Origin of the sequence: Ahrensia sp. R2A130 (assembly GCF_000179775.1) — a bacterium.
GTDB lineage: Bacteria > Pseudomonadota > Alphaproteobacteria > Rhizobiales > Rhizobiaceae > Pseudahrensia.
The window spans coordinates 1-24,314 of sequence record NZ_AEEB01000026.1 but is presented as its reverse complement, the minus strand read 5'-3'; the positions used below and the strand labels follow the sequence as shown (position 1 = coordinate 24,314).

Annotated in this window: 20 protein-coding genes; 5 read left to right on the top strand and 15 right to left on the bottom strand. The window is 57.2% G+C overall.

Features of this window, described 5'->3' with window-relative positions:
• Nucleotides 1–3: 3 nt before the first annotated feature.
• From R2A130_RS16045 to hydA, 10 genes are all read right to left on the bottom strand, one after another.
• Nucleotides 4–618, bottom strand: coding sequence for an ATP/GTP-binding protein (locus R2A130_RS16045; protein ID WP_009465235.1), 615 nt, complete (start codon nt 616–618; stop codon nt 4–6).
• Nucleotides 618–1,931 (bottom strand): NAD-dependent dihydropyrimidine dehydrogenase subunit PreA, encoded by a 1,314-nt coding sequence (preA, locus tag R2A130_RS16040; protein WP_009465234.1) that lies wholly within the window; start codon nt 1,929–1,931, stop codon nt 618–620. The genes R2A130_RS16045 and preA overlap by 1 nt, the downstream gene beginning before the upstream one ends.
• Before the next feature lie 12 nt (nt 1,932–1,943).
• Complete coding sequence (locus tag R2A130_RS16035) at nt 1,944–3,275, bottom strand: NAD(P)-dependent oxidoreductase (RefSeq protein ID WP_009465233.1); 1,332 nt, start codon at nt 3,273–3,275, stop codon at nt 1,944–1,946.
• Nucleotides 3,276–3,340: 65 nt separating this feature from the next.
• Nucleotides 3,341–4,342, bottom strand: a complete 1,002-nt coding sequence (locus R2A130_RS16030; protein ID WP_009465232.1) for an ABC transporter substrate-binding protein — start codon at nt 4,340–4,342, stop codon at nt 3,341–3,343.
• An 11-nt stretch (nt 4,343–4,353) separates the two neighbouring features.
• A complete protein-coding gene (locus tag R2A130_RS16025; RefSeq protein ID WP_009465231.1) occupies nt 4,354–5,229 on the bottom strand; it encodes an ABC transporter permease in 876 nt (291 codons plus the stop codon).
• On the bottom strand, nt 5,226–6,122 hold the full coding sequence (locus R2A130_RS16020) for an ABC transporter permease (protein WP_009465230.1): 897 nt from the start codon (nt 6,120–6,122) through the stop codon (nt 5,226–5,228). Before R2A130_RS16020 ends, R2A130_RS16025 begins: the two co-directional genes overlap by 4 nt.
• Entirely contained in the window at nt 6,119–6,571 is a 453-nt protein-coding gene (locus tag R2A130_RS16015; protein WP_009465229.1) for a GNAT family N-acetyltransferase, read from the bottom strand. The genes R2A130_RS16020 and R2A130_RS16015 overlap by 4 nt, the downstream gene beginning before the upstream one ends.
• Nucleotides 6,571–7,341, bottom strand: coding sequence for an ABC transporter ATP-binding protein (locus R2A130_RS16010; RefSeq protein WP_009465228.1), 771 nt, complete (start codon nt 7,339–7,341; stop codon nt 6,571–6,573). The genes R2A130_RS16015 and R2A130_RS16010 overlap by 1 nt, the downstream gene beginning before the upstream one ends.
• A 7-nt stretch (nt 7,342–7,348) precedes the next feature.
• Nucleotides 7,349–8,329: a hypothetical protein gene (locus R2A130_RS18575; protein WP_156798579.1), complete on the bottom strand. Its 981-nt coding sequence runs from the start codon at nt 8,327–8,329 to the stop codon at nt 7,349–7,351.
• Entirely contained in the window at nt 8,266–9,723 is a 1,458-nt protein-coding gene (hydA, locus tag R2A130_RS16005; protein WP_040306394.1) for a dihydropyrimidinase, read from the bottom strand. Before hydA ends, R2A130_RS18575 begins: the two co-directional genes overlap by 64 nt.
• Before the next feature lie 152 nt (nt 9,724–9,875).
• Here hydA and R2A130_RS16000 point away from each other — a divergent pair, with 152 nt between their 5' ends.
• On the top strand, nt 9,876–10,274 hold the full coding sequence (locus R2A130_RS16000) for a cupin domain-containing protein (RefSeq protein ID WP_009465225.1): 399 nt from the start codon (nt 9,876–9,878) through the stop codon (nt 10,272–10,274).
• Between the two features lie 3 nt (nt 10,275–10,277).
• On the opposite strand, the gene R2A130_RS19045 is transcribed toward R2A130_RS16000, so the two are convergent.
• The 4 genes from R2A130_RS19045 to R2A130_RS15985 all read right to left on the bottom strand — a co-directional run bounded on the left by R2A130_RS19045 (nt 10,278) and on the right by R2A130_RS15985 (nt 14,703).
• Nucleotides 10,278–10,400, bottom strand: coding sequence for a hypothetical protein (locus R2A130_RS19045; protein WP_256364876.1), 123 nt, complete (start codon nt 10,398–10,400; stop codon nt 10,278–10,280).
• A 140-nt stretch (nt 10,401–10,540) separates the two neighbouring features.
• Nucleotides 10,541–10,981 carry a hypothetical protein gene (locus tag R2A130_RS15995; RefSeq protein WP_040306364.1) on the bottom strand — a complete coding sequence of 147 codons (441 nt, stop codon included), beginning with the start codon at nt 10,979–10,981 and terminating at the stop codon, nt 10,541–10,543.
• Nucleotides 10,978–12,243, bottom strand: a complete 1,266-nt coding sequence (locus R2A130_RS15990; RefSeq protein WP_009465223.1) for a Zn-dependent hydrolase — start codon at nt 12,241–12,243, stop codon at nt 10,978–10,980. Before R2A130_RS15990 ends, R2A130_RS15995 begins: the two co-directional genes overlap by 4 nt.
• Nucleotides 12,244–12,294: 51 nt before the next feature.
• A complete protein-coding gene (locus tag R2A130_RS15985) occupies nt 12,295–14,703 on the bottom strand; it encodes an FAD-dependent oxidoreductase (RefSeq protein ID WP_009465222.1) in 2,409 nt (802 codons plus the stop codon).
• A 186-nt stretch (nt 14,704–14,889) separates the two neighbouring features.
• On the opposite strand from R2A130_RS15985, the gene R2A130_RS15980 reads away from it, so the two are divergent.
• Nucleotides 14,890–16,977 carry a bifunctional diguanylate cyclase/phosphodiesterase gene (locus R2A130_RS15980; protein WP_156798577.1) on the top strand — a complete coding sequence of 696 codons (2,088 nt, stop codon included), beginning with the start codon at nt 14,890–14,892 and terminating at the stop codon, nt 16,975–16,977.
• Here R2A130_RS15980 and R2A130_RS15975 read toward each other — a convergent pair.
• Nucleotides 16,974–17,882 carry an MBL fold metallo-hydrolase gene (locus tag R2A130_RS15975; RefSeq protein WP_009465220.1) on the bottom strand — a complete coding sequence of 303 codons (909 nt, stop codon included), beginning with the start codon at nt 17,880–17,882 and terminating at the stop codon, nt 16,974–16,976. The genes R2A130_RS15980 and R2A130_RS15975 overlap by 4 nt on opposite strands.
• Before the next feature lie 184 nt (nt 17,883–18,066).
• Between R2A130_RS15975 and glgB the strand changes: the two genes are divergently transcribed.
• From glgB to malQ, 3 genes are read left to right on the top strand one after another with little or no spacing between them, the layout of a single operon-like run.
• Complete coding sequence (glgB, locus tag R2A130_RS15970; RefSeq protein ID WP_009465219.1) at nt 18,067–20,310, top strand: 1,4-alpha-glucan branching protein GlgB; 2,244 nt, start codon at nt 18,067–18,069, stop codon at nt 20,308–20,310.
• 20 nt (nt 20,311–20,330) lie between these two features.
• Nucleotides 20,331–22,457, top strand: a complete 2,127-nt coding sequence (gene glgX, locus R2A130_RS15965) for a glycogen debranching protein GlgX (protein WP_009465218.1) — start codon at nt 20,331–20,333, stop codon at nt 22,455–22,457.
• An 18-nt stretch (nt 22,458–22,475) separates the two neighbouring features.
• The gene (malQ, locus tag R2A130_RS15960) at nt 22,476–24,278 is read left to right on the top strand and encodes a 4-alpha-glucanotransferase (RefSeq protein WP_009465217.1); all 1,803 of its coding nucleotides are present in this window, start codon (nt 22,476–22,478) and stop codon (nt 24,276–24,278) included.
• The last annotated feature ends 36 nt before the right edge of the window (nt 24,279–24,314 follow it).

Sequence of the window (24,314 nt, the reverse complement as noted above, 5' to 3'; positions counted from 1 at the left end):
TCATCAACCAATAACAATATCGGACTCGCCGGAATGGCCCATCACGGTTAGCGCGTTGGGAATGTCATTCCCCATCGCCCGTTCCTTTGCGGACTTCGGGTCGAGACCGTGGTCTATCCATCGTTGGATCAGCCGTTGTTCCAGCACTGCGGTAGGAGGGGCGAGAAAGATGGTCATGTCGAAATGGGGTAAAAGCTGCGCCCATGGATCGATATCGAGCAGCAGGTAATTGCCTTCGATCAGCACGATATGATCGTCAGCTTTGACGAGATGCGCATCGGGTACGGTCGCATCAGCAGTACGATCAAAACCGGGTAAGGAAACATCGATGTCGCCTTCCGCAATGCGCTCAATGTGAACGACGAAACCAGCAGCATCAAATGTCTCTGGCGCGCCTTTTCTGGCCATCAGACCTCGCGCTTCTAACTCAGCATTATCGAGATGAAAGCCGTCCATCGGAACCATAGATACCGCTGCGCCCCGTGCCTTCAGGATGGACAACACCTTTTCCGCAACGGTCGTCTTGCCGGAACCGGGAGGACCAGCGATAGCGACGACCAGACGCGCAGCGCTATCAGCGCGTGCCTCTATTGCATCGGCGAGTTCGTCCGGCGTCACTATTCCGCCGCTTCCGGCATGACGCTGGGGTTGTTCGGGTGCGTCGTCCAGTTGGCATAATCAGGGTCGATCTCGCGCTTGGTGCGCGGGTCGGTACCCTCGGCCATCTCAACCATGGTGATGCAGTCTTCAACGGGGCAGACGTTCACGCACAGATTGCAGCCCACGCATTCCTCGTCGATCACTTCGAAGTGTCGCTTGCCATCCACTATGTTGGTGATCGCCTGATGGGATGTGTCTTCGCAAGCGATGTGGCAACGGCCACAGGAGATGCACTTGTCCTGATCGATCTGCGCTTTGGTGACATAGTTGAGATTGAGATACTGCCAGTCGGTGACGTTGGGCGCGGCCATGCCGCGGAAATCTTCGATGGTCGCGTGGCCCTGTTCATCCATCCATGCTTCGAGGCCGGAAATCATTTCTTCGACGATCTTAAAACCATATGTCATAGCCGCTGTGCAGACCTGAACATTGCCGCAGCCTAGCGCGATATATTCTGCTGCATCGCGCCATGTTGTAATGCCGCCGATGCCGGAAATCGGGATGCCCGCAGTTTCCTGATCGCGGGCGATATCGGCCACCATATGCAAAGCGATGGGCTTAACCGCTGGTCCGCAATAACCGCCATGGCTGCCCTTACCGTCGATGGTGGGTTCCGGTGCCATTTTGTCGAGGTCGATGGAAACGATGGAATTGATCGTGTTGATGAGCGACACCGCATCCGCCCCACCGGCTTTCGCCGCACGAGCGGGATAGCGCACGTCGGTGACGTTGGGTGTCAGCTTCACGATGACCGGCAGTTCGCCATATGTCTTGCACCACTCGGTGACCATCTGAATGTATTCCGGCACCTGGCCCACGGCAGCGCCCATGCCGCGTTCGCTCATGCCGTGGGGGCAACCGAAGTTCAGTTCCACACCGTCCGCTCCGGTTTCGGCAACGCGGTGGATGATCTGCTTCCACGGTTCTTCCTCGCAAGGCACCATGAGCGATACGACCATCGCGCGGTCGGGCCAACGTTTCTTGACCTCGGTGATCTCCTTCAGGTTGATCTCAAGATCGCGGTCGGTGATGAGTTCGATATTGTTCAGCCCCAACAGGCGGCGATCAGCCCCCCAGATCGCGCCGTAACGGGGGCCGTTTACGTTGACGACTGGTGGTCCGGCTTCGCCCAGCGTCTTCCATACAACGCCACCCCAACCGGCCTCGAAGGCGCGTTCCACATTGTAGGCTTTATCGGTCGGCGGCGCGGATGCGAGCCAGAACGGATTGGGCGATTTGATGCCGACGAAATTGGAGGTCAGGTCTGCCATGGTCGTGCTCCCTTAAGCGCTCAGCATCTTGTGAATATCTTCGGCGGCCAGTTTGCCGTCTTCCACGGAAACTACCGTGAGGTCTTCGCCACCAGCGACGCAATCGCCGCCTGCCCAGATTTTGACGTGGCTGGTTTTGCGGTTGGCGTCCACGGCAATGCGGCCACGTTCAAGCGTGATGCCCGCTGCCGCCAGAAGATCGGAAGCGGGCGTCTGACCGATGGCTTTGAACACCTGATCGGCTTCTACGCTAACCGTTTCGCCCGTGCCTCTGAGCGAACCGTTGGTGCCAGATGTGTATTCGAAGGTCATGCCGCTCACCGCGCCGTCGGTCACATGCAGCGCTTTCGGCTGCAGCCATTGGCGGATGGTGACGCCGTGCTTTTGTGCGTGATCCTGCTCGTATTGCGAGGCGTTCATATTCTCCATGCCACGGCGGTAGAAGATGGTGACGTTTTCTGCGCCCAGCAATTTGGTTTGTGCCGCGATATCGATGGCTGTCATGCCACCGCCGATGACGACGACGTTGCGGCCTACTGGCAGCTTCGACAGATCGTCGCTCTGGCGCAGTTGTGCGATGTAATCCACGGCATCAATGCAACCGTCAGCGTCTTCGCCGTCGAGGCCCAGTTCGTTGGTGCCAGGCAGGCCCATGCCGATGAAGGTGGCGTCGTAATCGGCGGTGAGAGTGTCCAGTGACACGCCGTTGCCGAGCGCTTTTCCGTATTCAATGTCGATACCACCGATGCCGAGAATGAAATCTACCTCGGCCTGGGCGAAATCATCCATAGCTTTGTAAGCCGCAATCCCGAATTCGTTCAGCCCACCGGGTTTGGGGAGGGCTTCGAAGATAGTCACGTCATGGCCGTGCATGGCGAGACGATGAGCGCAGGAAAGGCCCGCAGGACCGGCACCAATGACAGCCACGCGCTTGCCGGTTTCAGCCGCGCGGGTGAAGGGGTGAGCGTCTGTTGTTGCCATGAGATTATCGGTGGCGAAGCGCTGCAATTCACCGATCTTCACCGGCTTGCCTTCGGCAACCTCACGCACACAAACCTCTTCGCACAGCGTTTCGGTGGGGCAAACGCGGGCGCACATGCCGCCCATAATGTTAGCGTCGAGAATAGTCTTGGCTGCGCCATTGGCGTTACCGACTGAAATCTCACGAATGAACAGAGGGATGTCGATGCTGGTAGGACAGGCCGTCACGCAGGGCGCGTCGTAGCAAAAATAGCAGCGGTCGGATTCCACATGAGCTTCGTGCCGATCGAGCGGTTCGTAGACCTCAGCAAACCTTTGCTGCAACCGCGCCTCGTCCAAACGTCCCGATTTGATGTCTGCCATGTGACCCATCCCTTGAAGTGAAAAAGCGCCCCAACCGTGTGGTTGGAGCGCTTCGTGTGAGTGGTTTAGTTAAGCGCGGCGTCAGTAATCACCGACGTCCAGGCACCTTCCGGAACCTTCGTGATGACCGGGTCACCTTCGGACGCCATCAGCGTCTTCACGGTGCGGTCGGCATCAGCCACATCCAACGCGCCGTTGGAACCGGCGGTCAACTTGGCCACTTCGCCCATCATACGACGCTGATGCTTTTCGGTCTGAGCGCCGGAAGCATCGTTTTCGAGCACCAAATCGGCAGCTTCATCGGTGTTTTCTTCGGCGTATTTCCAGCCCTTCATGGAAGCGCGCACGAACTTGACCATCTTCTCTTTGAAGGCCTCGTCCTTGAGGTTGTCTTCCAGCACGTAGAGGCCGTCTTCGAGCGTGGCGACGCCCTGCTCTTCATATTTGAAGACCACCAGATCGTCCGGTGTGAGACCGGCATCGATGATCTGCCAGTATTCGTTATAGGTCATGGTCGAGACGCAAGCCGCCTGCTTCTGCAAGATCGGGTCGACGTTGAAGCCCTGTTTGAGAACCGTGACACCACCTGCGGAACCATCGGTTTTAAGGCCGAGCTGGCTCATCCAGGATAGGAACGGATACTCGTTGCCGAAAAACCAGACGCCCAGCGTCTTGTCTGCAAAATCAGCAGGCGTTGCGATGCCGCTGTCCTTGCGGCAGGTCAGCATCATGCCGGAAGACTTGAACGGTTGCGCGATATTGACCATCGGCACGCCTTTTTCACGGGTGGCCAAGGCGGACGGCATCCAGTCGACAACGACGTCAGCGCCACCACCAGCGAGAACCTGCGCAGGCGCGATGTCAGGACCGCCCGGCTTGATCTCGACATCGAGACCTTCGTCTTTGTAAAAACCCTTTTCCTTCGCCACATAGTAACCAGCGAACTGCGCTTGGGTGACCCATTTCAGCTGCAGCGTGACCTTGTTGGAATGGGCATCTGCAAATGCCACGGCAGGCGCTGCGATGGTGATCGCGGCTGCCGCCAATATCGTTGCAAGTCTCTTCATGCGTCTTCTCCTTATTGCCGCCGGACGGCGGGATGCCAGAAGGTCACAGCGCGCTCGATGAGCACTACCGTGCCGTAAAAGGCGGAGCCTGCAAGGGCTGCCACCGCGATTTCCGCCCACACCATGTCGATGTTCATCCGCCCGACTTCCGTCGATATGCGGAAGCCCATGCCGACGATGGGTGTGCCGAAGAACTCTGCCACGATCGCGCCGATCAGCGCCAAGGTGGAATTGATCTTGAGAGCATTGAAGATGAAAGGTGCCGCTGCTGGCAAGCGCAATTTCAATAGAGTTTGCCACCAGCTGGATGCGTAGGTTTTCATCAGGTCGCGGGCCATGCTGTCGGATGCCGCCAATCCCTGCACCGTGTTCACCAGCATGGGGAAGAACGTCATCAATACCACTACTGCCGCTTTCGACTGCCAGTCGAAGCCGAACCACATGACCATGATGGGCGCGACACCAACGACTGGGAGCGCGGCAACAAAATTGCCGAGTGGCATCAGACCGTTTTTTAGAAACGGCGAACGGTCCACCGCAAGTGCCACGAGAAAACCGGAACCGCAGCCCAGAATATAGCCGGCAAACACCGCCTTGAATGTCTGCTGGAAATCCGCCCATAGGGTCGGACCGGAATTGATCGCGCGTTCCCAAATCATGCTCGGCGGTGGCAGCAACACGGTGGGTACGTTCAACCCGCGCACCAGCAATTCCCAGATGACAAACAGCGTTGCGCCGAAGATGAGCGGAACGGCCAGACCGATGGCGCGCGTCAACGCCATGTTGTGACCGGTATCGATGGCGACCAGCCGCTGGTTCAGCCACCACGCGAAAATCCAAAAGGCGAATGCCATCCATACGAGGATCGAGAAGCCAGCGATGGTCATGCTGCCTCCTTCATACCCATGCGCGCCAACACCATGCGATGGCCGACGCCCACCAGCGCCACCAGAGTGGCCGCGAGCGCTGCAGCGACGATGAGCGCAGACCAAATCTGGATAGTCTGCCCGTAATAGGAACCGGCCAACAGCCGCGCACCGAGGCCAGCCACCGCGCCCGTCGGCATTTCGCCCACGATGGCACCCACGAGCGAAATCGCCATGGCGATTTTCAGCGAGGTGAAAAGATAAGGCAGCGATGCAGGCAGGCGCAGCTTCCAGAAGGTCTGCGCGCGGCTGGCCGAATACGTGTGCATCAGGTCGAGATCTGCCCGTTCCGGCGCGCGAAGACCGGCTACCATGCCAACCACCACGGGGAAGAACGACAGGTATGTCGAGATCAACGCCTTGGGCAGCAGGCCGGAAATGCCTGCGGCATTCAACACGACGATAATCATCGGCGCGATGGCAAGGATCGGTATCGTCTGCGAGGTGATCACCCACGGCATGACCGATTTATCCATCGCCCGATTGTGAACGATGCCAACCGCCAGCGCGACGCCCAGCGCCGTGCCAATCAGGAAGCCCAGCAGTGTGGCCGATAGGGTGATCCACGCATGATAAATCAAAGAACGTTTGGAAAACGGCCGACCCTTCAGCACCATCGCACCGGTAGTCTTCCAAATCTCCGCAGCAACCTGATGCGGCGCGGGTAGAACGGGCCGCTCCTGCGCCATGGTCAGTGGAATGAGTTCAGAGAATGACGGCGGTGGCGTTCCAGCCCGTTCCGCCTGATCGCGCAGAAAAGGCGCGTTGAGAAAGACGGTCGCGATGTACCAGATCACCATCAAGCCAGCGACGAGCGTGAGAACAGGAACGGTCTTTTCGCTGCGCAATGTCATGCAGCCTTGTCCCAGCGCATGAAGATATCCGGCCGGTAATCTTCGTGGATATCATCGGCATTTGAAATTTCACGGAACCCTTCGCGGCTATAAAAACGAACAGCGTCGGTGTTCTCGTGCGATACGAAGAGCGTCAGAAAAGGGTGGCCTGCCTTGGCCTTTTTCAAAAGCGCTCTGCCGGTTCCGCGCCTGCGCTCCGTGGGTGCAACATAGAATCCGTGAATGTAATTTTGCGATGTTTCGAGCAAAATATAGCCGACAATACCATCACCGCGTTGCGCGACGAACAATGTGCGGTGGTCGAGCATAGCGTGCGTAAAGCCGCTCTCTACCGTCTCCCGACTCGGGCCCCGTTTCATCCATTCAGTCGCGTCGATCCAATCGTTGATGATGTCGGCGCAGGACAACATATCATCAGGCGTGGCGTTTCGGATGGTGGCCCTTTTCATCAAGCCTCATGCCCCGCGCGTAAACCTTCCCGCACCCGCGCTGCGATTTTCAGGAACTCGGCGCTCTCGCGTATGTCCAGCGGGCGTTCCTTCGGCAGGGTGCTTTCGATCACCTCGTGGATGCGGCCCGGGCGCGGCGACATGACGACGATCTTGGTGGACAGATAAACGGCTTCGGGAATGGAATGGGTGACGAAGCAGATGGTCTTGTTGGTGCGCGCCCACAGGTCGAGCAGCGCTTCGTTGAGCGTGTCGCGCACGATCTCGTCCAGCGCGCCGAAGGGTTCGTCCATCAGCAACAGGTCGGCATCGAAGGCCAACGCGCGGGCGATAGATGCGCGCTGCTGCATACCGCCGGAAAGCTGCCACGGGTATTTCTTGGCAAAGCCGGAAAGCTCCACGAGATCCAGCACTCTTTCTATTCTCTTTTGGCGATCCGCTTTATCCAGTCCCATGATTTCGAGCGGAAGCGCGATGTTCTTCTCGATGGTCCGCCAAGGCTGTAACGACGCCGCCTGAAACACATAGCCATAACTGCGCGCCTTGCGCGCCTCGGCAGGCGACATGCCGTTGACGAGAATTTCGCCACCCGTCGGCTGTTCCAGATCAGCGATAACCCGCAAAAACGTCGTCTTCCCGCAGCCGGATGGCCCGATGAAAGAAACGAACTCACCCGCCTCGATATCAAGCGAAACATCCTTCAACGCATGAACGGGTGCGTCTGCGGTTTGGAAGGTGAGGGAGAGGTTTTGGGCTGAGACAACGGTCATCTAATTTTCATCTATCAAAAAGATCCAATTGAACTTCTTCTTGTCTTTTGCGGAAAAATTTGCGGAATATATCTTTCAAAAAAATCCAAATAAACCGCGTAAGAAAAATGATTATTAAAGAATATACGAGAAGAAAAATATATCCGATTACAGTCCGCTGAAATTTTGTCAATGAACTTGATCTATTGGGATAAAATAACTTCTTGCTAGTATAATAATCCTCTCCAAAATCATCTATTATTGAACGATCGCTGTCATTCGGTCCAAATCCCATTCCATATTTTGTTACGTTTGGTGTGTAATGAATATTCGTGCCTACTCCCAGTGAGAAAATTGCACCAGTTCTGTTTGCAGTGCCAAATCGGTATCCAACACCGTTTTTGTAAAAATACCTCCTCGGATCCCATACTCTAACAACTGCGCTATCCGCACCGCTCCCCAGTTCGCAGAAAGCTAGTGCTTCTGGCTTGTCCGTTGATATGTCAGCCGCAGTCCCGCATTTTTCGCGATTTTCTCGATAATTTTTGAATGGCTCCAGCAGTGGAATTCGAAACCGAATTGTTATCGGAAGCGACTCTGATGGCCGAACATATTTGGGTAGAACGGCATCCGTTGTAAATTCGGGACCAATTGGATACTCTAATCTATCACTTTGAAATAAAACAGATTTAACTCCAACGATCGAATGTGAAATCTCATCATTATTCGAAAAAATACACGGAGTGTTATATACTAAATATCCGTTCTCATAAGTGTCAGGCTTTGTTCCAATAGAAGGGCATGAGACATTGAAGTTATTCGCAAAGTAGAATTTTTGGTCGATCCAATGATTTGCCGCAGGAATGATGGTTCCCAAGAGACTTATGGTCAACGCTAGAAAACCAACTGGTTCTTTGAAGATGAATTTTTTAAGCAAGTTCGATATTACACTCCACTTGCCGGAATGCCCGTTCGCACCACCGGCTGCGGGTTGCTCAGTGCTTTCCATGAACTCAGCGCTTTGTTCACCGTGCCGTTCGGTTCGCGTTTTACAAATTTGCCGTGGCCTTCTTTGGTTTCCACGGCGCCATCGTTCACGGCGACCACGCCTCTCGTCAGCGTGTAGCGGGGCAGGCCTTTGACTTTTTTGCCTTCGAAGACGTTGTAATCGATCGCGCTTTGCTGGCTGTCGGCGGTGATGGTCTTTTCCTTCGCCGGGTCCCACACCACGAGGTCAGCGTCTGCGCCCACGAGCACTGCGCCCTTCTTCGGGTACATGTTCAAAATCTTGGCGATGTTGGTGCTGGTGACGGCAACGAATTCGTTGGGCGTCAGGCGACCGGTTTCTACGCCGTGGGTCCACAGCATGGGCATGCGGTCTTCTAGGCCGCCGGTGCCGTTGGGAATTTTGGTGAAGTCGCCGACGCCGGAGCGTTTTTGTTCTGTGGTGAAGGCGCAGTGGTCGGTGGCGACCACGGACAGCGAACCCGCTTGCAGGCCTGCCCAGAGCGAATCCTGATGCTGCTTGTTGCGGAAAGGCGGGCTCATCACGCGGCGGGCGGCATGGTCCCAATCCTGATTGAAATACTCGCTTTCATCCAGCGTGAGATGTTGGATCAGCGGCTCGCCCCACACGCGCTTGCCCTGTTGGCGTGCACGGCGGATGGCTTCGTGGCTGTCTTCGCAACTCGTGTGCACCACGTAGAGCGGCGCGCCTGCCATATCGGCGATCATGATTGCGCGGTTGGTGGCTTCGCCTTCCACTTGCGGCGGGCGACTGTAGGCGTGGGCTTCGGGGCCGGTGTTGCCCTCGGCCAGCAAACGGGCGGACAATTCGGCCACCACGTCGCCGTTCTCGGCATGAACCATGGGCGTCGCGCCCAGTTCCGCGCAGCGCTGGAACGAGGCGTATAGCTCGTCGTCGTTCACCATCAACGCGCCTTTATAGGCGAGGAAATGCTTGAACGTGTTGATGCCACGCTCCTGCACGACGGTTTTCATCTCGTCGAAAACCTGCTCACCCCACCAGGTGATCGCCATGTGGAAGGAGTAGTCGCAGTTGGCGCGGGTCGATTTGTTGTCCCACATCTGGATAGCTTCCAGCAGCGACTGACCGGGCGATGGCAGGCAGAAGTCCACGACCATGGTCGTGCCACCAGCGAGCGCAGCGCGGGTGCCGCTCTCGAAATCATCTGTTGAATACGTGCCCATGAACGGCATTTCCAAATGCACATGGGGGTCGATGCCGCCGGGCATGACGAAGCAGCCCGTCGCGTCCAATTCTGTGCCGCCGGACAAGTTCGGGCCAATGGCGGTGATGGTGCCGCCTTCGATCTGCACATCGGCCTTGTAGGTCAGGTCGGCGGTGACGATGGTGCCGTTCTTGATCGTGGTGGTGGCCATGGTGCGCTCCAAATCTGCTTCGTTTTGCAAAGCTAACGATGAAACGGCGGGCGTGACCAGACCCTCGAACGGATTATCGATGAACCTTTCCGCTGGCGGCACCGGCGCGCCGTGCTAGCGTTGCGTTGAACGTTTTTCGGGAGACGCATGACATGGATATCAAACGCAACGGATCGATCCCCACCGCATCGGGGCCATCGGACTATTTTACCGGCAATGTGCGCCGCGATATGCCGTTCGATCCACCGGAACCTGCGAGGGTGAGCGGGGCGCTCGTCACATTCGAACCCGGCGCCCGCACGGCGTGGCACACCCATCCGCTGGGGCAAACGCTCATCGTCACCGCAGGCCACGGTTGGGCCTGCACGGAAGGCGGCGAACGCCAGGAACTGCGCCCCGGCGACGTGATCTGGTTTTCGCCTGGTGAAAAACACTGGCACGGCGCGACGGACACCAGCTTCATGAGCCACATCGCCATTGCGGAAAAGCTGGACGGTTCGTTGGTGACTTGGATGGAGAAGGTGACCGACGAGGATTATTTGCGCGGGTAAGCCCTACTGACAGACTTGTTTTCGCTGGTCTGCTCCGACGGAAACGACCTTGCCGTTGCGGATGAAGACATAGCACCCATCGACGATGCGAACGTTCTTGTCGGAGATGCCAGCGGGCAGGAGCATTTTCACGGCTGGTGGCAAGGGCTGTTCGGCTGGCTTGCCGGGGAGCGTGTGGGCGCTGGCGAATGATGTAATTTTTATCGCAAAAGCCGCAAATATAATCCCAATCAAAATTTGCTGAAACACCCTCACGATATTGCTCCCTATTTTGAGGTTAGAATTTTGCAGAGATCTAGATCCTCTTTCCAAACCTTATCCGACGACCATGCTTGGCCAGTCCGCGCATAATTTTGCTCAAATCTATCAAGATAAATTTGAGCAATTATGCCCATTTCACGCGCGCCTGCCGCAAATGTTTCTTCCTCAGAACCTCCTCCTTTCGAAGACCGGATTTTTGCCAAACTATCGAGAAGGTTTCGAGAAACAGCGAGAGTATTTGCATAGCTTTGCTTACCTAGGCGTTCTTCTCCCGCCCATTGAGCCATCGAGAGATATAAAGCCGCGCAACGGGCTAATGGGTAAGTTTGTTCTGCACCCTTCTCAATCAAAATTGCTAAAGATTTGAATTCTTTGTCTTGCGCTAATGTTGTATTGAAGAAACCGAAAGACAGAAGAGACGTAAGCGCGATCAAAAAAATTTTCACCCTACAATCTCCGCAGCTTCCACCACGGCGTGAAACAGCACTTCCGCACCTGCCGTGCTCCATTCCTTGCTGATCTCTTCGGCCTCGTTGTGGCTCAATCCATCGACGCAGGGGCACATCACCATCGCAGATGGCGCGACTTTGTTGACCCAGCAGGCGTCGTGGCCTGCGCCGGAGACGATGTCTTTATGGCTGTAGCCCAGGCGTTCGGCGGCTTCGCGGATGCTTTGAACGAGTTTCTTGTCGAACTCCGGCGGGTCGAACTGGCCGACGATTTCGTGGCTTAGTTCTACGTCTAGCGCGGCGCATAGGTTTGGTGCTTCATCTTCGAAGCGGGCGACCATGGCGTTCAGCCGGTTGATCTCGTGGGAGCGGAAGTCGATGGTAAAAACCACCTTGCCGGGAATGATGTTGCGGCTGTTGGGATGGACGTCGATCTTGCCGATGGCGCCCACGGCGTTGGGGGCGTTGTCCATGGCGATAGTGTGGACCAGCTCGGTAATCTGCGCCAATCCACGACCGGCGTTCTTCCGCATGGGCATGGGGGTGGAGCCGGTGTGGCTTTCCTTGCCGATGACGGTGCATTCAATCCAGCGCAACCCCTGACCGTGGGTAACGACGCCAATATCGACGCCTTCCGCTTCAAGGATCGGGCCTTGCTCGATGTGGAGTTCGAGAAAGGCGTGCATCTGCCGTGCGCCAACTTCCTCTTCGCCCTTCCAGCCGATGCGGGCCAACTCATCGCCGAAGGTTTTCCCGTCGGCGTCTTCCTTCGCGTAGGCCCAGTCTTGCGTGAACTGTTTGGCAAACACGCCGGACGCCATCATGGCAGGTGCAAAGCGCGTACCTTCCTCGTTCGTCCAGTTGGTGACGACGATGGGGTGCTTGGTCTTGATGTCGAGGTCGTTCAACGTGCGGGCAATTTCGAGCCCTGCCAACACGCCCAACACGCCGTCGTAACGTCCGCCGGTGGGCTGGGTGTCGAGGTGGGAGCCGACATAGACGGGCAGAGCATCTGGATCGGTTCCGGGGCGTGTCATGAACATGGTGCCCATCTGATCGACGCCCATGGTCAGGCCAGCATCCTCGCACCACTTTTGAAACAGTGCGCGCCCTTCGGCATCTTCGTCCGTCACCGTTTGCCGGTTCGAACCACCAGCGATTCCCGGGCCGATTTCAGCGATGGCATGGATACTCTCCCACAGCCGGTCGCCGTTGATGCGAAGGTTTTCACCTGCAGAAGCAAAAGTGTCGGCGGCCATGGTCGTGCTCTCCAAACAGAAAGGGCGATTATGAATCGTGGCGAGCCGCCGTCAACCGCGCATCGCTTTTCCGTCCGGATCGCAGGGTGATGGTGCAATGACTTTAGCCATTCGTTCCTGCCCGACAACGTGGACGGAAAGGGCTGTTCCTTCCGCTGCTGCATCGCGATCCACCAGTGCCATAGCCAATGACTTATCGACTGTGTGGCCGTAACCGCCAGAGGTGACGAAGCCCACCATTTTGCCGCCGTGCCATACAGGTTCGTAGCCGCTGGCGTCCGCATCTTTGGCGTCAACTTCCAGCGTCACGAGGATACGGGATGGGCCGTCACCATCGCGTTCTGCGATGGCCGCTTCACGTCCGATGAAGTCTTCTTTCTGGAAGGCGATCCAGCGGTCCATGCCGGTTTCTGCTGCCGTGTAGCCTTGGGTGAATTCTGCAGACCAGATCCCAAAACTCTTCTCCAACCGAAGCGACAGCATAGCGTTGAAGCCGACCTCCACGATTCCTTCGCCAGCACCTGCGGCTAGCAACATCGAACGCAAGGCAATGTGGTCGCCCATGCGGCAGTTGATTTCGTAGCCCTTCTCACCGGTGACGGACATGCGCGCAATCTGCGTGCGGATAAGGCCAATATCGGCGGCCATGCAAGCCATAAAGGGCAGGTCGTCCACGGCATCCTCTGTCAGCTTTTCGACTACCGATTTCGCGTTTGGCCCGACAATTGCGAAGCCTGCGACTTCTTCACCGAGATCACGAACCGTAATCCCGTCTTCCATATGGTCGGTGAACCAGCGCATGTGCCATTCGCGCAGATAGTAGGAGCCCATTAGCCAGTAACGACCGTCGCCCCAGTTCAATAGGGTGAGATCACCCTTCAAACGACCATCGTGACCGAGCATAACGGCGAGCCGTGCGCGGCCCGGTTTCGGCAGTCGGATAGCAAGGATTTTATCCAGCCACGCTTCAGCATTGGGACCGGAAATTTCGAAACGGGAGAAACCTGTAATGTCGAGCAGCCCCACATTTTCGCGTACCGCCTTGCATTCTGCTGCCACGATGTCGTGGGCGTTGGAGCGCTTGAGGGTCGGCGTTTCGACGAAGTCTTCGCTTGGGGCGAAATAGAGCGGCACTTCGAGATCCCAACTCTGGCCCCAGCGGCAACCGGCGGCGGTCATCGCATCGTGGGCCGGTGCCATCTTGAGTGGACGGCCTGCGGGCAGTTGCTCGTTGGGGTAGGTCATCACGAAACGGCGGGAATAGAACTGGCCCGTGGTCTGGCGAATGAACTCGCGGTTTTCCGCAAACTCTCCGTAGCGCGCAATGTCCATCGCCCAGGCGTCCGCTTCCGGTTCCCCGTGGATCATCCACTCTGCCAGCGATTTGCCGACACCCCCGCCTTGGAGAAAGCCAGCCATGACAGCGCAGGCCGACCAATAACCGCGCTTTCCGCGAACGGGGCCAACTAGCGGGTTGCCATCCGGTGAGAAGGTGAAGGCGCCGTTGACCCATGTCTTCACGCCAACTTCTTGCAAACATGGGTAGCGCTCGAAGCCGAGTGTAAGTTCGTTTTCGATGCGGTCGGTCTGTTCCTGAAACAGCTCCATACCGTAATCCCACGGCGCGCCATCCATCGCCCAATGTTCGGTGTTCACCTCATAAATACCGAGCAGCACACCCTTTTGGTCTTGTCGCAGATAGGTGAAACCTTCGAGGTCCACGGTCATTGGCACTTCGAAATTCAACGCTTCCAACTCGGGTATCGTGTCGGAGACGAGGTAGTGATGCTTCATTGGCGAGACGGGCAATTCGATACCCGCCATGCGGCCAACCTGTTTGGCCCAAAGGCCCGCCGCGTTGACCACGTGTTCGCAGGTGATGACGCCTTTATCCGTGATGACTTTCCAGCCCTCGTGGGTTTGTTCCAGCGACTCGACTTTCGTGTGTTCATGAACGGATGCACCGCGTTTCTTTGCAGCCTTCGCATAGGCGTGAACGGTACCTGTGGTGTCGAGATAACCCTCGCGGTCGGCCCACATGCCACCAAGCATGCCGTGGGTCGACATGATCGGGTTCAGCTCCCCGGCCTCTTCTGGCGTTACCAACCGGCAATCATCGATGCCGATGGATTGGAACACACGGTAAGCCGATTGCAGCCATTCCCAGCGGTCAGGCGTGCCCGCCATGGTCAAACCGCCGGTCATATGAAGGCCGATGTCCTGATCGGATTCCTCGCCAATCTCGCCCAACAGGTCGATCGTGTAGGCCTGAAGCGCCGCCATGTTCGGATCTGCATTCAGCGCGTGAATGCCGCCTGCCGCGTGCCAAGAAGACCCAGCCGTCAGCACACTGCGTTCCAACAGACACACATCGGTCCAGCCGAATTTCGCCAGATGGTAGAGGACCGACGCGCCCACGACACCACCCCCGATCACGACCACACGGTAATGCGAATTCATCGCATCTCTCCCAAGAACAACGGCGCCAGGTGAGGCATTTGAGAACGGAAAGGCGCGATGGGCAAGGCCTGTTTGCGGTGTTGGCAATCGACCCTGCACCCCAAAATTCGGGGGGCCGAAATTTAAAGTGATGTGGCTGCTTTCAACGGCATTGTAGCAAATCCTGAACGCCAGACGGTCCGCACAATGAGCACATCCGATCCCGTACTGTCCGAATCTCTGGTGGGCGATCTGTCGGCCAATGTGCGCACTGCCTATGTGGCGGCGCTAATTGTCGTCGCGCTGCTTGCCGGAACGTCCTACATCTTGCTTGATCGATTGATCGTCACCCAGGGAAAGACGGCAACCATCATCAATACCGCCGGGGGGCAGCGTATGCTGTCGCAACGAATTACTGGCCTGGGTCAATCACTGGCGCGCAAAATGCAGGGCAACGCCGCCATCTCCGATCAGCTACTGCTGCGCCACGAAATAACCGGAGCCATCGGACAGCTGGAATCCTCTCATATCGCATTGGTTTACGGAGATAAGGTCACAGAACTTCCCGGCATCACCAACAACCGTGAACATGCACTCTATTTCTCGGAACCGCACCGGGTGGATAGTCGCATCAAGGAATTCTCAGAAGTTGCCTACGCCTTGTTGGAAGCCGAAACCGTTGAGGATGCAAAAGTTCAGGCGGAACGACTGGGTGATCTCGGTTATGGTGACATGCTCAATTCACTCAACACAGTGGTGGATTTTCTTGAAGTCGACGCACGCAAATACGCGTTGAACGTACAGCACATTCATCTCGCTTTGCTTTTGATGACAATGCTCATTTTGCTGGGTGAAGCGGCTTTCATTTTCCGACCCATGGAAAAGAAATTGCAGCGCAGCGTCGACCGTATCCGAAAGTCAAAGGCTGCGTTGCAACATGCGTCGCGTCATGATGCTTTGACCGAACTTGGTAACCGTCAGTTCCTTCGCGATGTCGTGAAGATGTTGGAGGCGACCAAAGATCCTAAATCTCAAGCAATAGTGTCCATAGATCTCGATCGCTTCAAAGCCGTGAACGACACCTACGGCCATGCGAAGGGCGATGAACTTCTGATCGGCTTCGCCAAACGCGCCCATGACGTCCTCCGCACGGGAGACAGAGCCTTTCGCCTTGGTGGCGATGAATTTGTGCTGCTGCTTGCGGTAGATGAATGCGAGCGCGATGCGCTGAAAGTGTGCGCACGGGTCGCCAACAGCCTCGAAGAGCTGTGCCGAACGGACCCTGCCTTCAATCGGGTAACCGCCAGTTTTGGGGTGACGCTATGGCCCGCAGGCCAGTCATTCCACGAAGCTTTAGTAGAGGCCGACATCGCGCTTTACGAATCCAAAGGCAGCGGGCGCAATCGCGTGACAATGTTCGAGGACTGGATGAAAGAGGCTGTGAACGAACGTAACAACACCGAAGCCATGATCGAGCTGGCGCTCGCTGAAAACCGTTTCGAACCGCATTTCCAACCCCAGATCGACATGCGCACCGGACGCATGATTGGGTTGGAGGTTTTGGCCCGACTTCGTGCTCAGGATGGTGAGACCGTGCTAACGCCCAATCATTTTCTAGAAGTTGCAGAACGCACCGGGCAAATCATACCGTTAGGAATGCAAATCATCGAAAAGGCCGTCCACCACGCGGCGACATGGCGGGTACAGGGCGCTGTTCTGTCATCTCTCTCGGTCAATGCATCTGCCGCACAAATTCTTGATGAAGGTTTCCTGCCCTCTCTGAAAGAGCTGCTGGAAGTGACCGGATATCCGGTGGAACTGCTGACCATTGAAGTGCTGGAATGTGTCATGCTTGACGGCACGGACACTGGCATTGTGCAGGCGGTGAAAGACCTACGCGATCTGGGCGTGCGGATAGAGCTGGACGATTTTGGCATGGGTCATACCTCCATCGCCAACGTCACCAGCCTCGGCGTGCACCGCATCAAGATCGACCGCTCCTTTATCGCCGGTGCGATGGACGACGACGGCATGCGCCATGTTTTGAAAGCCATGATTGCGATGGCCCAAGCCATGAATATCGGCGTGTTGGCCGAAGGTATCGAGACGGAACTGCAGCAGAAACTTCTGTTGGGCATGGGCTGCGTTTATGGCCAAGGCTACCACTTCGCCCGTCCAATGGCCGCTGATGCGCTGGATGATTGGCTGGGCAAGCACGACGATCCCAAGGCTTTGGTCCATGTGAAGATGGACGAAGCGCCCGTCAAAGCAATCCGCGCGAAACGCGCTTCCTAGAAACGGTTGAGCGGTATCTTCAGGTAGCTCTGTCCATCGGCTTCCGCTTCCGGCAACGCGCCTGCACACAGGTTCATCTGAAGCGCGTGTAGCATCCGGTCCGGCAAAGCCAATGTCGCATCCCGCTCTTCGCGTGTGCGGATAAAATCGGCCTTGGGGGTGCCATTGCCCACATGAGCATTGTGAGCCTTGTGCTCGGCTACAGTTGCTTCCCACATCGGTTCCGTCCGCTCACCCTTGCCGTAGTCGTGGCCGATGAACAGACGTGTGTCATCCGGCAATGCCAAAATGGCCTGAATGGAGTTCCACAAATCTTCGGTGGAGCCGCCCGGAAAATCAGCGCGTGATGATCCGCAATCCGGCACCATCAATGTGTCATGGATGAAGCCAGCATCGCCCACCAGATAGCTGATCGAAGCCATCGTGTGGCCAGCAGACAAGATCACGCTGAAAGTGAGATTTCCCACTTCAAAGGTGTCGCCGTGCTCGAACATGGCATCAAAACAATCATCGCAGTTCAGCCCGTTCGGTAGGTTGTAAAAGTCGCGCCACATGGCTGCAATGTTGCGCGTCTTGGCACCGATAGCATTCGGACAACCGGTTTTCTGCTTCAACCAATGGGAGGCCATGACGTGATCGGCGTGGGGGTGAGTGTCCAGAATACGTTCCAGCGTCAGGCCGTTTTGATCAATCAGGCCGAGCAGATATTCCGCACTGCGCGTGGTGGTGGACGCGCTTTTGGTGTCGAAGTTCAAAACCGCATCGATGACCACGGCTTTTTTGGTATCGGGGCAGGCAACGATATATTGAATGGATCCGGTCGCAGCCTCATAGACCCCCCAAACGTTCGGCGAGCCTGATCCGGTGGATGGGCTGTATTTCGTCAGATTATCAAAACCGGCCATAGTCATCTCCCGTTGAGCATCGTTTCATCACGATGCATGTCCAGCGACCCAGTTCAAGTTCATCGGCTCATGGCTTTGTTTACCCGCTGGCAGGGTTGCACTGGAGTGGTATGGTCGGTTCTGTCATATCGATTAAATTCCCCACAGCGCCGCTTCCACGTGCAGCCAGCCTGAAAGACGACCCATGAGCGCCAAAACCGCTGCGGCAGACATGATCCCTGATGATGTTATCGATGCTATTGTTCGCGGTCAGCTGGATGACCCGTTCGCGTGGCTTGGTCTGCACAAAATCGGTGATGTCTGGCGCGTGCTAACGTTCGAGCCGGGGGCGCATGAAGCGCGGGCTATTGGCGCTTCGGGCAAAACCGCGGTGGCGCTGGAGAGCATCCACAGCGCGGGGCTGTTCATGGGCGTCGCAAAACGTAAGCCTGCATATGAGAACTTTGAGTTCACCGGAAGCGAATCCACTTGGACGCGTGGTGATGCCTATCTCCACGGCCCATGGCTGGGTGAAATGGACCTTTGGTTGATCGCAGAAGGCCGCCATCTGGAACTTTACGACAAGCTAGGCGCGCATCCGACCGAAATGAACGGTGTCAGCGGCACGGCGTTTGCCATCTGGGCACCCAATGCCAAACGAGTTTCAGTTCTAGGCGACTGGAACATGTGGGACGGTCGGCGCCACCCAATGCGCCGCCACGGGGACAGCGGCTGCTGGGACCTCTTCATTCCTGATGTCGAACGCGGCGTGGTTTATAAATTTGAACTGATAGGACAGGACGGCAAGACGCTTCCGCAAAAGGCCGATCCCGTCGCTTTTCAGGCCGAACGTCTGCCCGGGCAGGGCTCCATAGTCACCGGTGCAGCCATAGCGCCAAAAAAACCTGCCGCACGCCCACCGATGAACATCCACGCGCCAGCGTCGATCTACGAGGTGCATCTTGGCTCATGGATGCGCGCTGAGGGCGAGAGTGAAAGCCACGATGATTCAGGGCGTTTCCTCACCTATGACGAGTTGGCCGAAAAGCTCGTTCCTTACGCCGTCGATATGGGCTTCACTCATCTCGAGTTCATGCCGGTTTCTGAGTTTCCGTTTTCCGGTTCATGGGGCTACCAGCCCATCGGCCTCTTCGCGCCAACGTCTCGCTTTGGTGATCCCGACGCTTTCTCGCGATTGGTCGATGCAGCGCACAAAGCAGGTCTTGGCGTTATCCTCGATTGGGTGCCAGCGCACTTCCCGTCGGACGAACATGGTCTCGCTCAATTCGATGGAACGTCGCTTTACGAACACGCCGACCCGCGCCTTGGATTCCACAAGGATTGGAACACGCTGATCTACAATTTCGGGCGCAAGGAAGTGGCGAATTTCCTCACCGCCAATGCGCTCTACTGGCTGGAACGCCATGACGTCGATGCCCTGCGCGTCGATGCCGTCGCCTCCATGCTCTATCTCGATTATTCGCGAAACGGCGGCGAGTGGCTGCCCAACAAAGATGGCGGACGCGAAAATCTCGAGGCCATCGAATTGCTGCGCGAGGTGAACACGCAAGTGGGCGCGCGCTGCCCCGGCAAGGCGACTATCGCTGAAGAATCAACGGCTTTTCCCGGTGTTTCCGCTCCCGTTTCCGCCAGCGGTCTCGGCTTCCACTTCAAGTGGAACATGGGCTGGATGAACGACACGCTACGCTACATGGCCGAAGACCCGGTCAACCGCCGCTATCACCACAACCTTGCAACCTTCGCGATGCACTACGCCTATACGGAGAATTTCGTCCTGCCGATCAGCCACGATGAGGTGGTGCACGGCAAAGGCTCGATGCTGACGAAAATGCCCGGCGACCGTTGGCAGCAATTTGCGAATCTTCGCGCCTATTACGGTTTCATGTGGGGCCACCCCGGCAAGAAACTGCTCTTCATGGGCTGCGAATTTGGGCAGGAGCGCGAATGGAACCACGACCGTTCGCTAGACTGGCATCTGCTGGAGCACGGCGAGAGCGCCGCCCATCACAAAGGCATGCAGAGCCTGGTGCGCGATCTCAACAATCTATATCGCGACCACGCTCCGCTCAACGCGCTCGATCACGACCCTGCCGGTTTCCATTGGATCGAAGGTGGTGACGACACCAATTCCGTGCTGGCTTGGGAGCGTCGCGATGCTAATGGCAACGTGATTGTGGTGATAGTGAATTTCACCCCCGTTGTGCGCGAAGGCTACAAGCTCGGCCTGCCGTTGGCTGGCGATTGGAACGAGGCGTTGAACACCGATGCGGAAATCTATGGCGGTAGTGGTGTCGGCAACCACAACGGCGATGGCGTCGACAAACAGAGTGTGGTGAAAGCGGTGAACGAGCCATCCCATGGCTGCCCCGCCTCCGCACTTTTGACCCTGCCACCACTGGCCGTTCTCTTCCTCACGCCTGCCGCTTAGCAGGCCTCTGAAAGCACTGCATGAAACGCTCGATCACCAAACGTCTGACTCAGGGTCTGCCCCATCCGCTCGGCGCGACGTGGGATGGTGCCGGCACGAATTTTGCCCTCTTTTCCGCCAACGCCACGAAGGTCGAGTTGTGCCTGTTTTCTGAAGACGGCAAGCGCGAAATCGAGCGTATCGAGCTGCCGGAATACACGCACGAAGTTTGGCACGGTCGCTTGGCGGACGTCCGGCCCGGCCAGCTTTACGGCTACCGCGTTCACGGACCCTACGCGCCCGAGGGCGGCCACCGCTTCAACGCCAACAAACTGCTGGTCGACCCCTACGCAAAAATGCTGTCCGGGGACCTTAAGTGGAACGATGCCGTTCACGGTTACGAAGTCGGCTCGAAAGATAAAGACCTGTCCTTCGACACTCGCGACAGTGCAGCTTACATGCCGAAATGCGTGGTCATCGATCCTGCATTTACTTGGGGTGCAGGTGGTGCACTCGACCGACGTCCGCAACACCGCTGGTCCCGCACAGTGCTCTACGAAGCCCATGTCAAAGGCCTCACGCAGCTCAATCCCGATCTGCCGGAAACCGTGCGCGGCACGTTTGAAGGTCTGTCCGACCCCCGCGTCATCGACCATCTGCTGAAACTTGGGGTCACCGCCGTCGAACTCATGCCGGTGCAAGCATTCTACGATGACCATTTTCTGGTGAAGCAAGGGCTGCGGAATTATTGGGGCTACTCGACGCTTGGCTTTCACGCCCCCGCGCCACGCTACATCTCGCCGGGTGGCTCGATCCACGAATTCAAATCGATGGTGAAGCGGCTGCATTCCGCCGGTCTCGAGGTCATTCTCGACGTGGTTTACAACCACACGGCGGAGGGCAACCAAATGGGCCCGACGCTATCCTTCCGTGGTATCGACAACGCGTCCTATTATCTGCTGTCGCCGGAAGACAAACGCTTCTGTTTCGACACCACCGGCACCGGTAACACTGTCAACATTCGCCACCCGCGCGTGTTGCAGATGGTGATGGATTCACTGCGTTACTGGGTCGAGGAGTGCCATGTCGACGGGTTCCGTTTCGATCTCGCCACGACGTTGGGCCGGGATTTCGACCGCTTCGACCCCAACGCCACCTTCCTCGATGCGGTTAGCCAAGACCCCATTTTGCAAACTGCAAAACTGATCGCAGAACCGTGGGACGTTGGCGTCGATGGCTACCAGCTCGGCAATTTCCCTCCCGGTTGGGCGGAATGGAACGGTCGTTACCGCGACGACATCCGCTCTTTCTGGAAGGGCGACGGCTTATCTCAGGCAGGCGTTGCCTCCGGCCTGCTGGGCTCTGCCGATCTGTTTGAAAAACGCGGTCGCAAGTCGTGGTCATCTATCAACTTCGTCACCGCCCATGACGGTTTCACGCTGATGGACCAGTGGAGTTACGACGACAAACACAACCATGCCAACGGCGAGGGAAACCGCGACGGCCACGACGACAACCGCTCGTGGAATTGCGGCATCGAAGGCCCGACGGATGATCCCGAAATCAATGCACTGCGCGACAGACTGCGCCGCGCCACAATGGCAACGCTCATTTTCTCGCAAGGCACGCCAATGCTGCTGATGGGCGATGAATGGGCGCGCACCCGTAGCGGTAATAACAACGGCTACGCGCAGGACAACGAGCTGAACTGGTTGAAGTGGCCGGAGGCTGACGATCCAAAACACGACTTCTCCAACTTCATCTCTGCGCTCACCCGCATACGCCGCGAACACCCGCTGCTGCGCCGCCGCGCGTTTCTGCATTCGGATATGCTCGAGGGTTACGACGACATCGCCAATGTCCATTGGTTCGGGCCGGACGGCAAAGCGATACCAGCGGAGAAATGGCACAGCGAAGACGGCAGCGTATCGCTTATGTTGAACGGCATCGGTCAGCGCTCACTGCTGATGTTGCTGAACCCGGGTGAAGCTGCAGACTTCATCGTTCCCCCCATCGGTTCATCGACCGAACTGCCGGAACAATGGCGCGTGTTGGTGGATACAGCGAATGGCGAGATCGAGCCGGAAAGCAGGTTCGTCAAAAGGGCAGCGCCTTTGCCAATGATGGACCGCTCCTTCGTGCTGCTCGAAGCAACCGAAGCGCTTTAGATTTGCGGAGCGCGCGCAATGGCTGACGACAAGCACAATCTCGAACTCGAACAGTTGGTCACCGCCTGCGAAGCCCACGGCATCGAACCCGTTTGGGAAGGTATCGACAAATCGTTGAACCCAGTGCCGCCCGCAACATTGGAAGCGCTGGCCACCACCTTTTCCATTTCGGATGCCCCGCCCGCAAAGATTGATGGAATTGCTCAAGCTTTAAAGCAGTCTAAACCAGCCCGCTGCTTCGTTCCTGCACAGTTGCAGGACGCCCGTGTCTGGGGCGTGTCCTGCCAGTTGGGTGCGCTGCGGTCCGACAGAAACGCGGGCATGGGCGATTTCGCGGATCTGGCAGCTTTGTGCAAAATCATTGGCGAAGCGGGTGGCGATTTCATAGGCCTGAACCCGCTTCACGCGCTTTTCTGGGCAGACCCTGATAGCGTTTCACCCTTCTCACCTTCCAACCGCACGGCGCTCAATCCGATCTATATCGCGCTTGATTGGATACAGAGCGTGGTAATATCCAACGATTTCCGCACCCGCATGGAAGCGGCTCGCGAAGGCGACTTCGTGGACGTTGGCGCGGTGGCACAGTTGAAGGACGAAGCGCTTCGGCAGGCGTTTGCCGTGATTGGCTTCGATTGCGAACATGCCGACCATCCCCATGCGCTGTTCGAAGCATTGTCCTGCCGGATGGTCGCTGCAGGGTATGGCGCTGGTTGGACATCGTGGCCGCCGGAATATCAGGATCGCAAAAGCGAAGCCGTCAGCGTGTTGACGCAAGAGCCGGACTTTCAACGCGAAATTGCCTACCACGTCTGGCTTCAACAGTTGGCCGATGAACAGTTGGCAAGGGTCAACCGCGCAGCACGGGCAGTAGGCCTTCGTATCGGCCTCTATCTCGATCTTGCCGTTGGCGTTGCGCCGGATGGCTCTGCCACATGGATGGAACCGGACCTCTCCGTTCCAGGCGTGAAAATCGGCGCGCCGCCCGATCCATTTTCCGCCACCGGTCAGGACTGGGGGCTCGCCCCGCTTTCGCCCGTAGCCTTGGCGCAGGATGCCACGCCGTTTGCCGATATGATGCGAACGGTGATGCGTCATGCAGGGGCCGTTCGCGTTGATCACGCCATGGCGTTGGCACGGCTGTTTCTTATTCCGGCGAATGCTTCAGCTCTCGATGGTGCCTATGTCCGCTATCCGTTTTCACCCCTTCTCAATGTGTTGGCGAAGGTGAGCGAAGAACAGAACTGCATCGTCATCGGAGAGGACCTCGGCGTTGTGCCGGACGGGTTTCGCGATGTGATGAAAGCGCGGGCACTGCACGCCTACAAGGTCTTTTGGTTCGAGCGAAACGCAACGGATTTTGACGATCCCTCTACATGGGACCGCGACGCTCTCGCCTGCGTTGGGACCCATGATACGGCCACCTTCGCAGGCTGGTGGACAGGTGCTGATCTGGAGGCTCGTGCAGCCATTGGCCAGTTCGATGCCGCGCAACTAGAAACCGAATTGCTGGCCCGTGACCAAGACCGGCAAGCTCTTCGTCGGGCTATCGGTGATTACAAGGCAACTAGCCTGAGCCGCGAAGAAACCGCGCGTATCTCTCTCGCCGTTCATTCCAGCGTAGCCGCTTCACCCTGCCGCCTCGCCGTGATGCAGCTTGATGATGTGCTGGGCGCAACCATCCAGCCCAACATGCCAGGCACAACATCAGAACATCCCAACTGGCGGGTAAAGCTTACGGTTGCGCTGGAGACCCTATCAAACGATCCAGCTTTTTCCGCACACACAAAAATCATGCACCAAACCCGTCCGAAGCTAATCTGACGCTAGAAAATTTTGTGCAAGAAGGAATGGTGCACC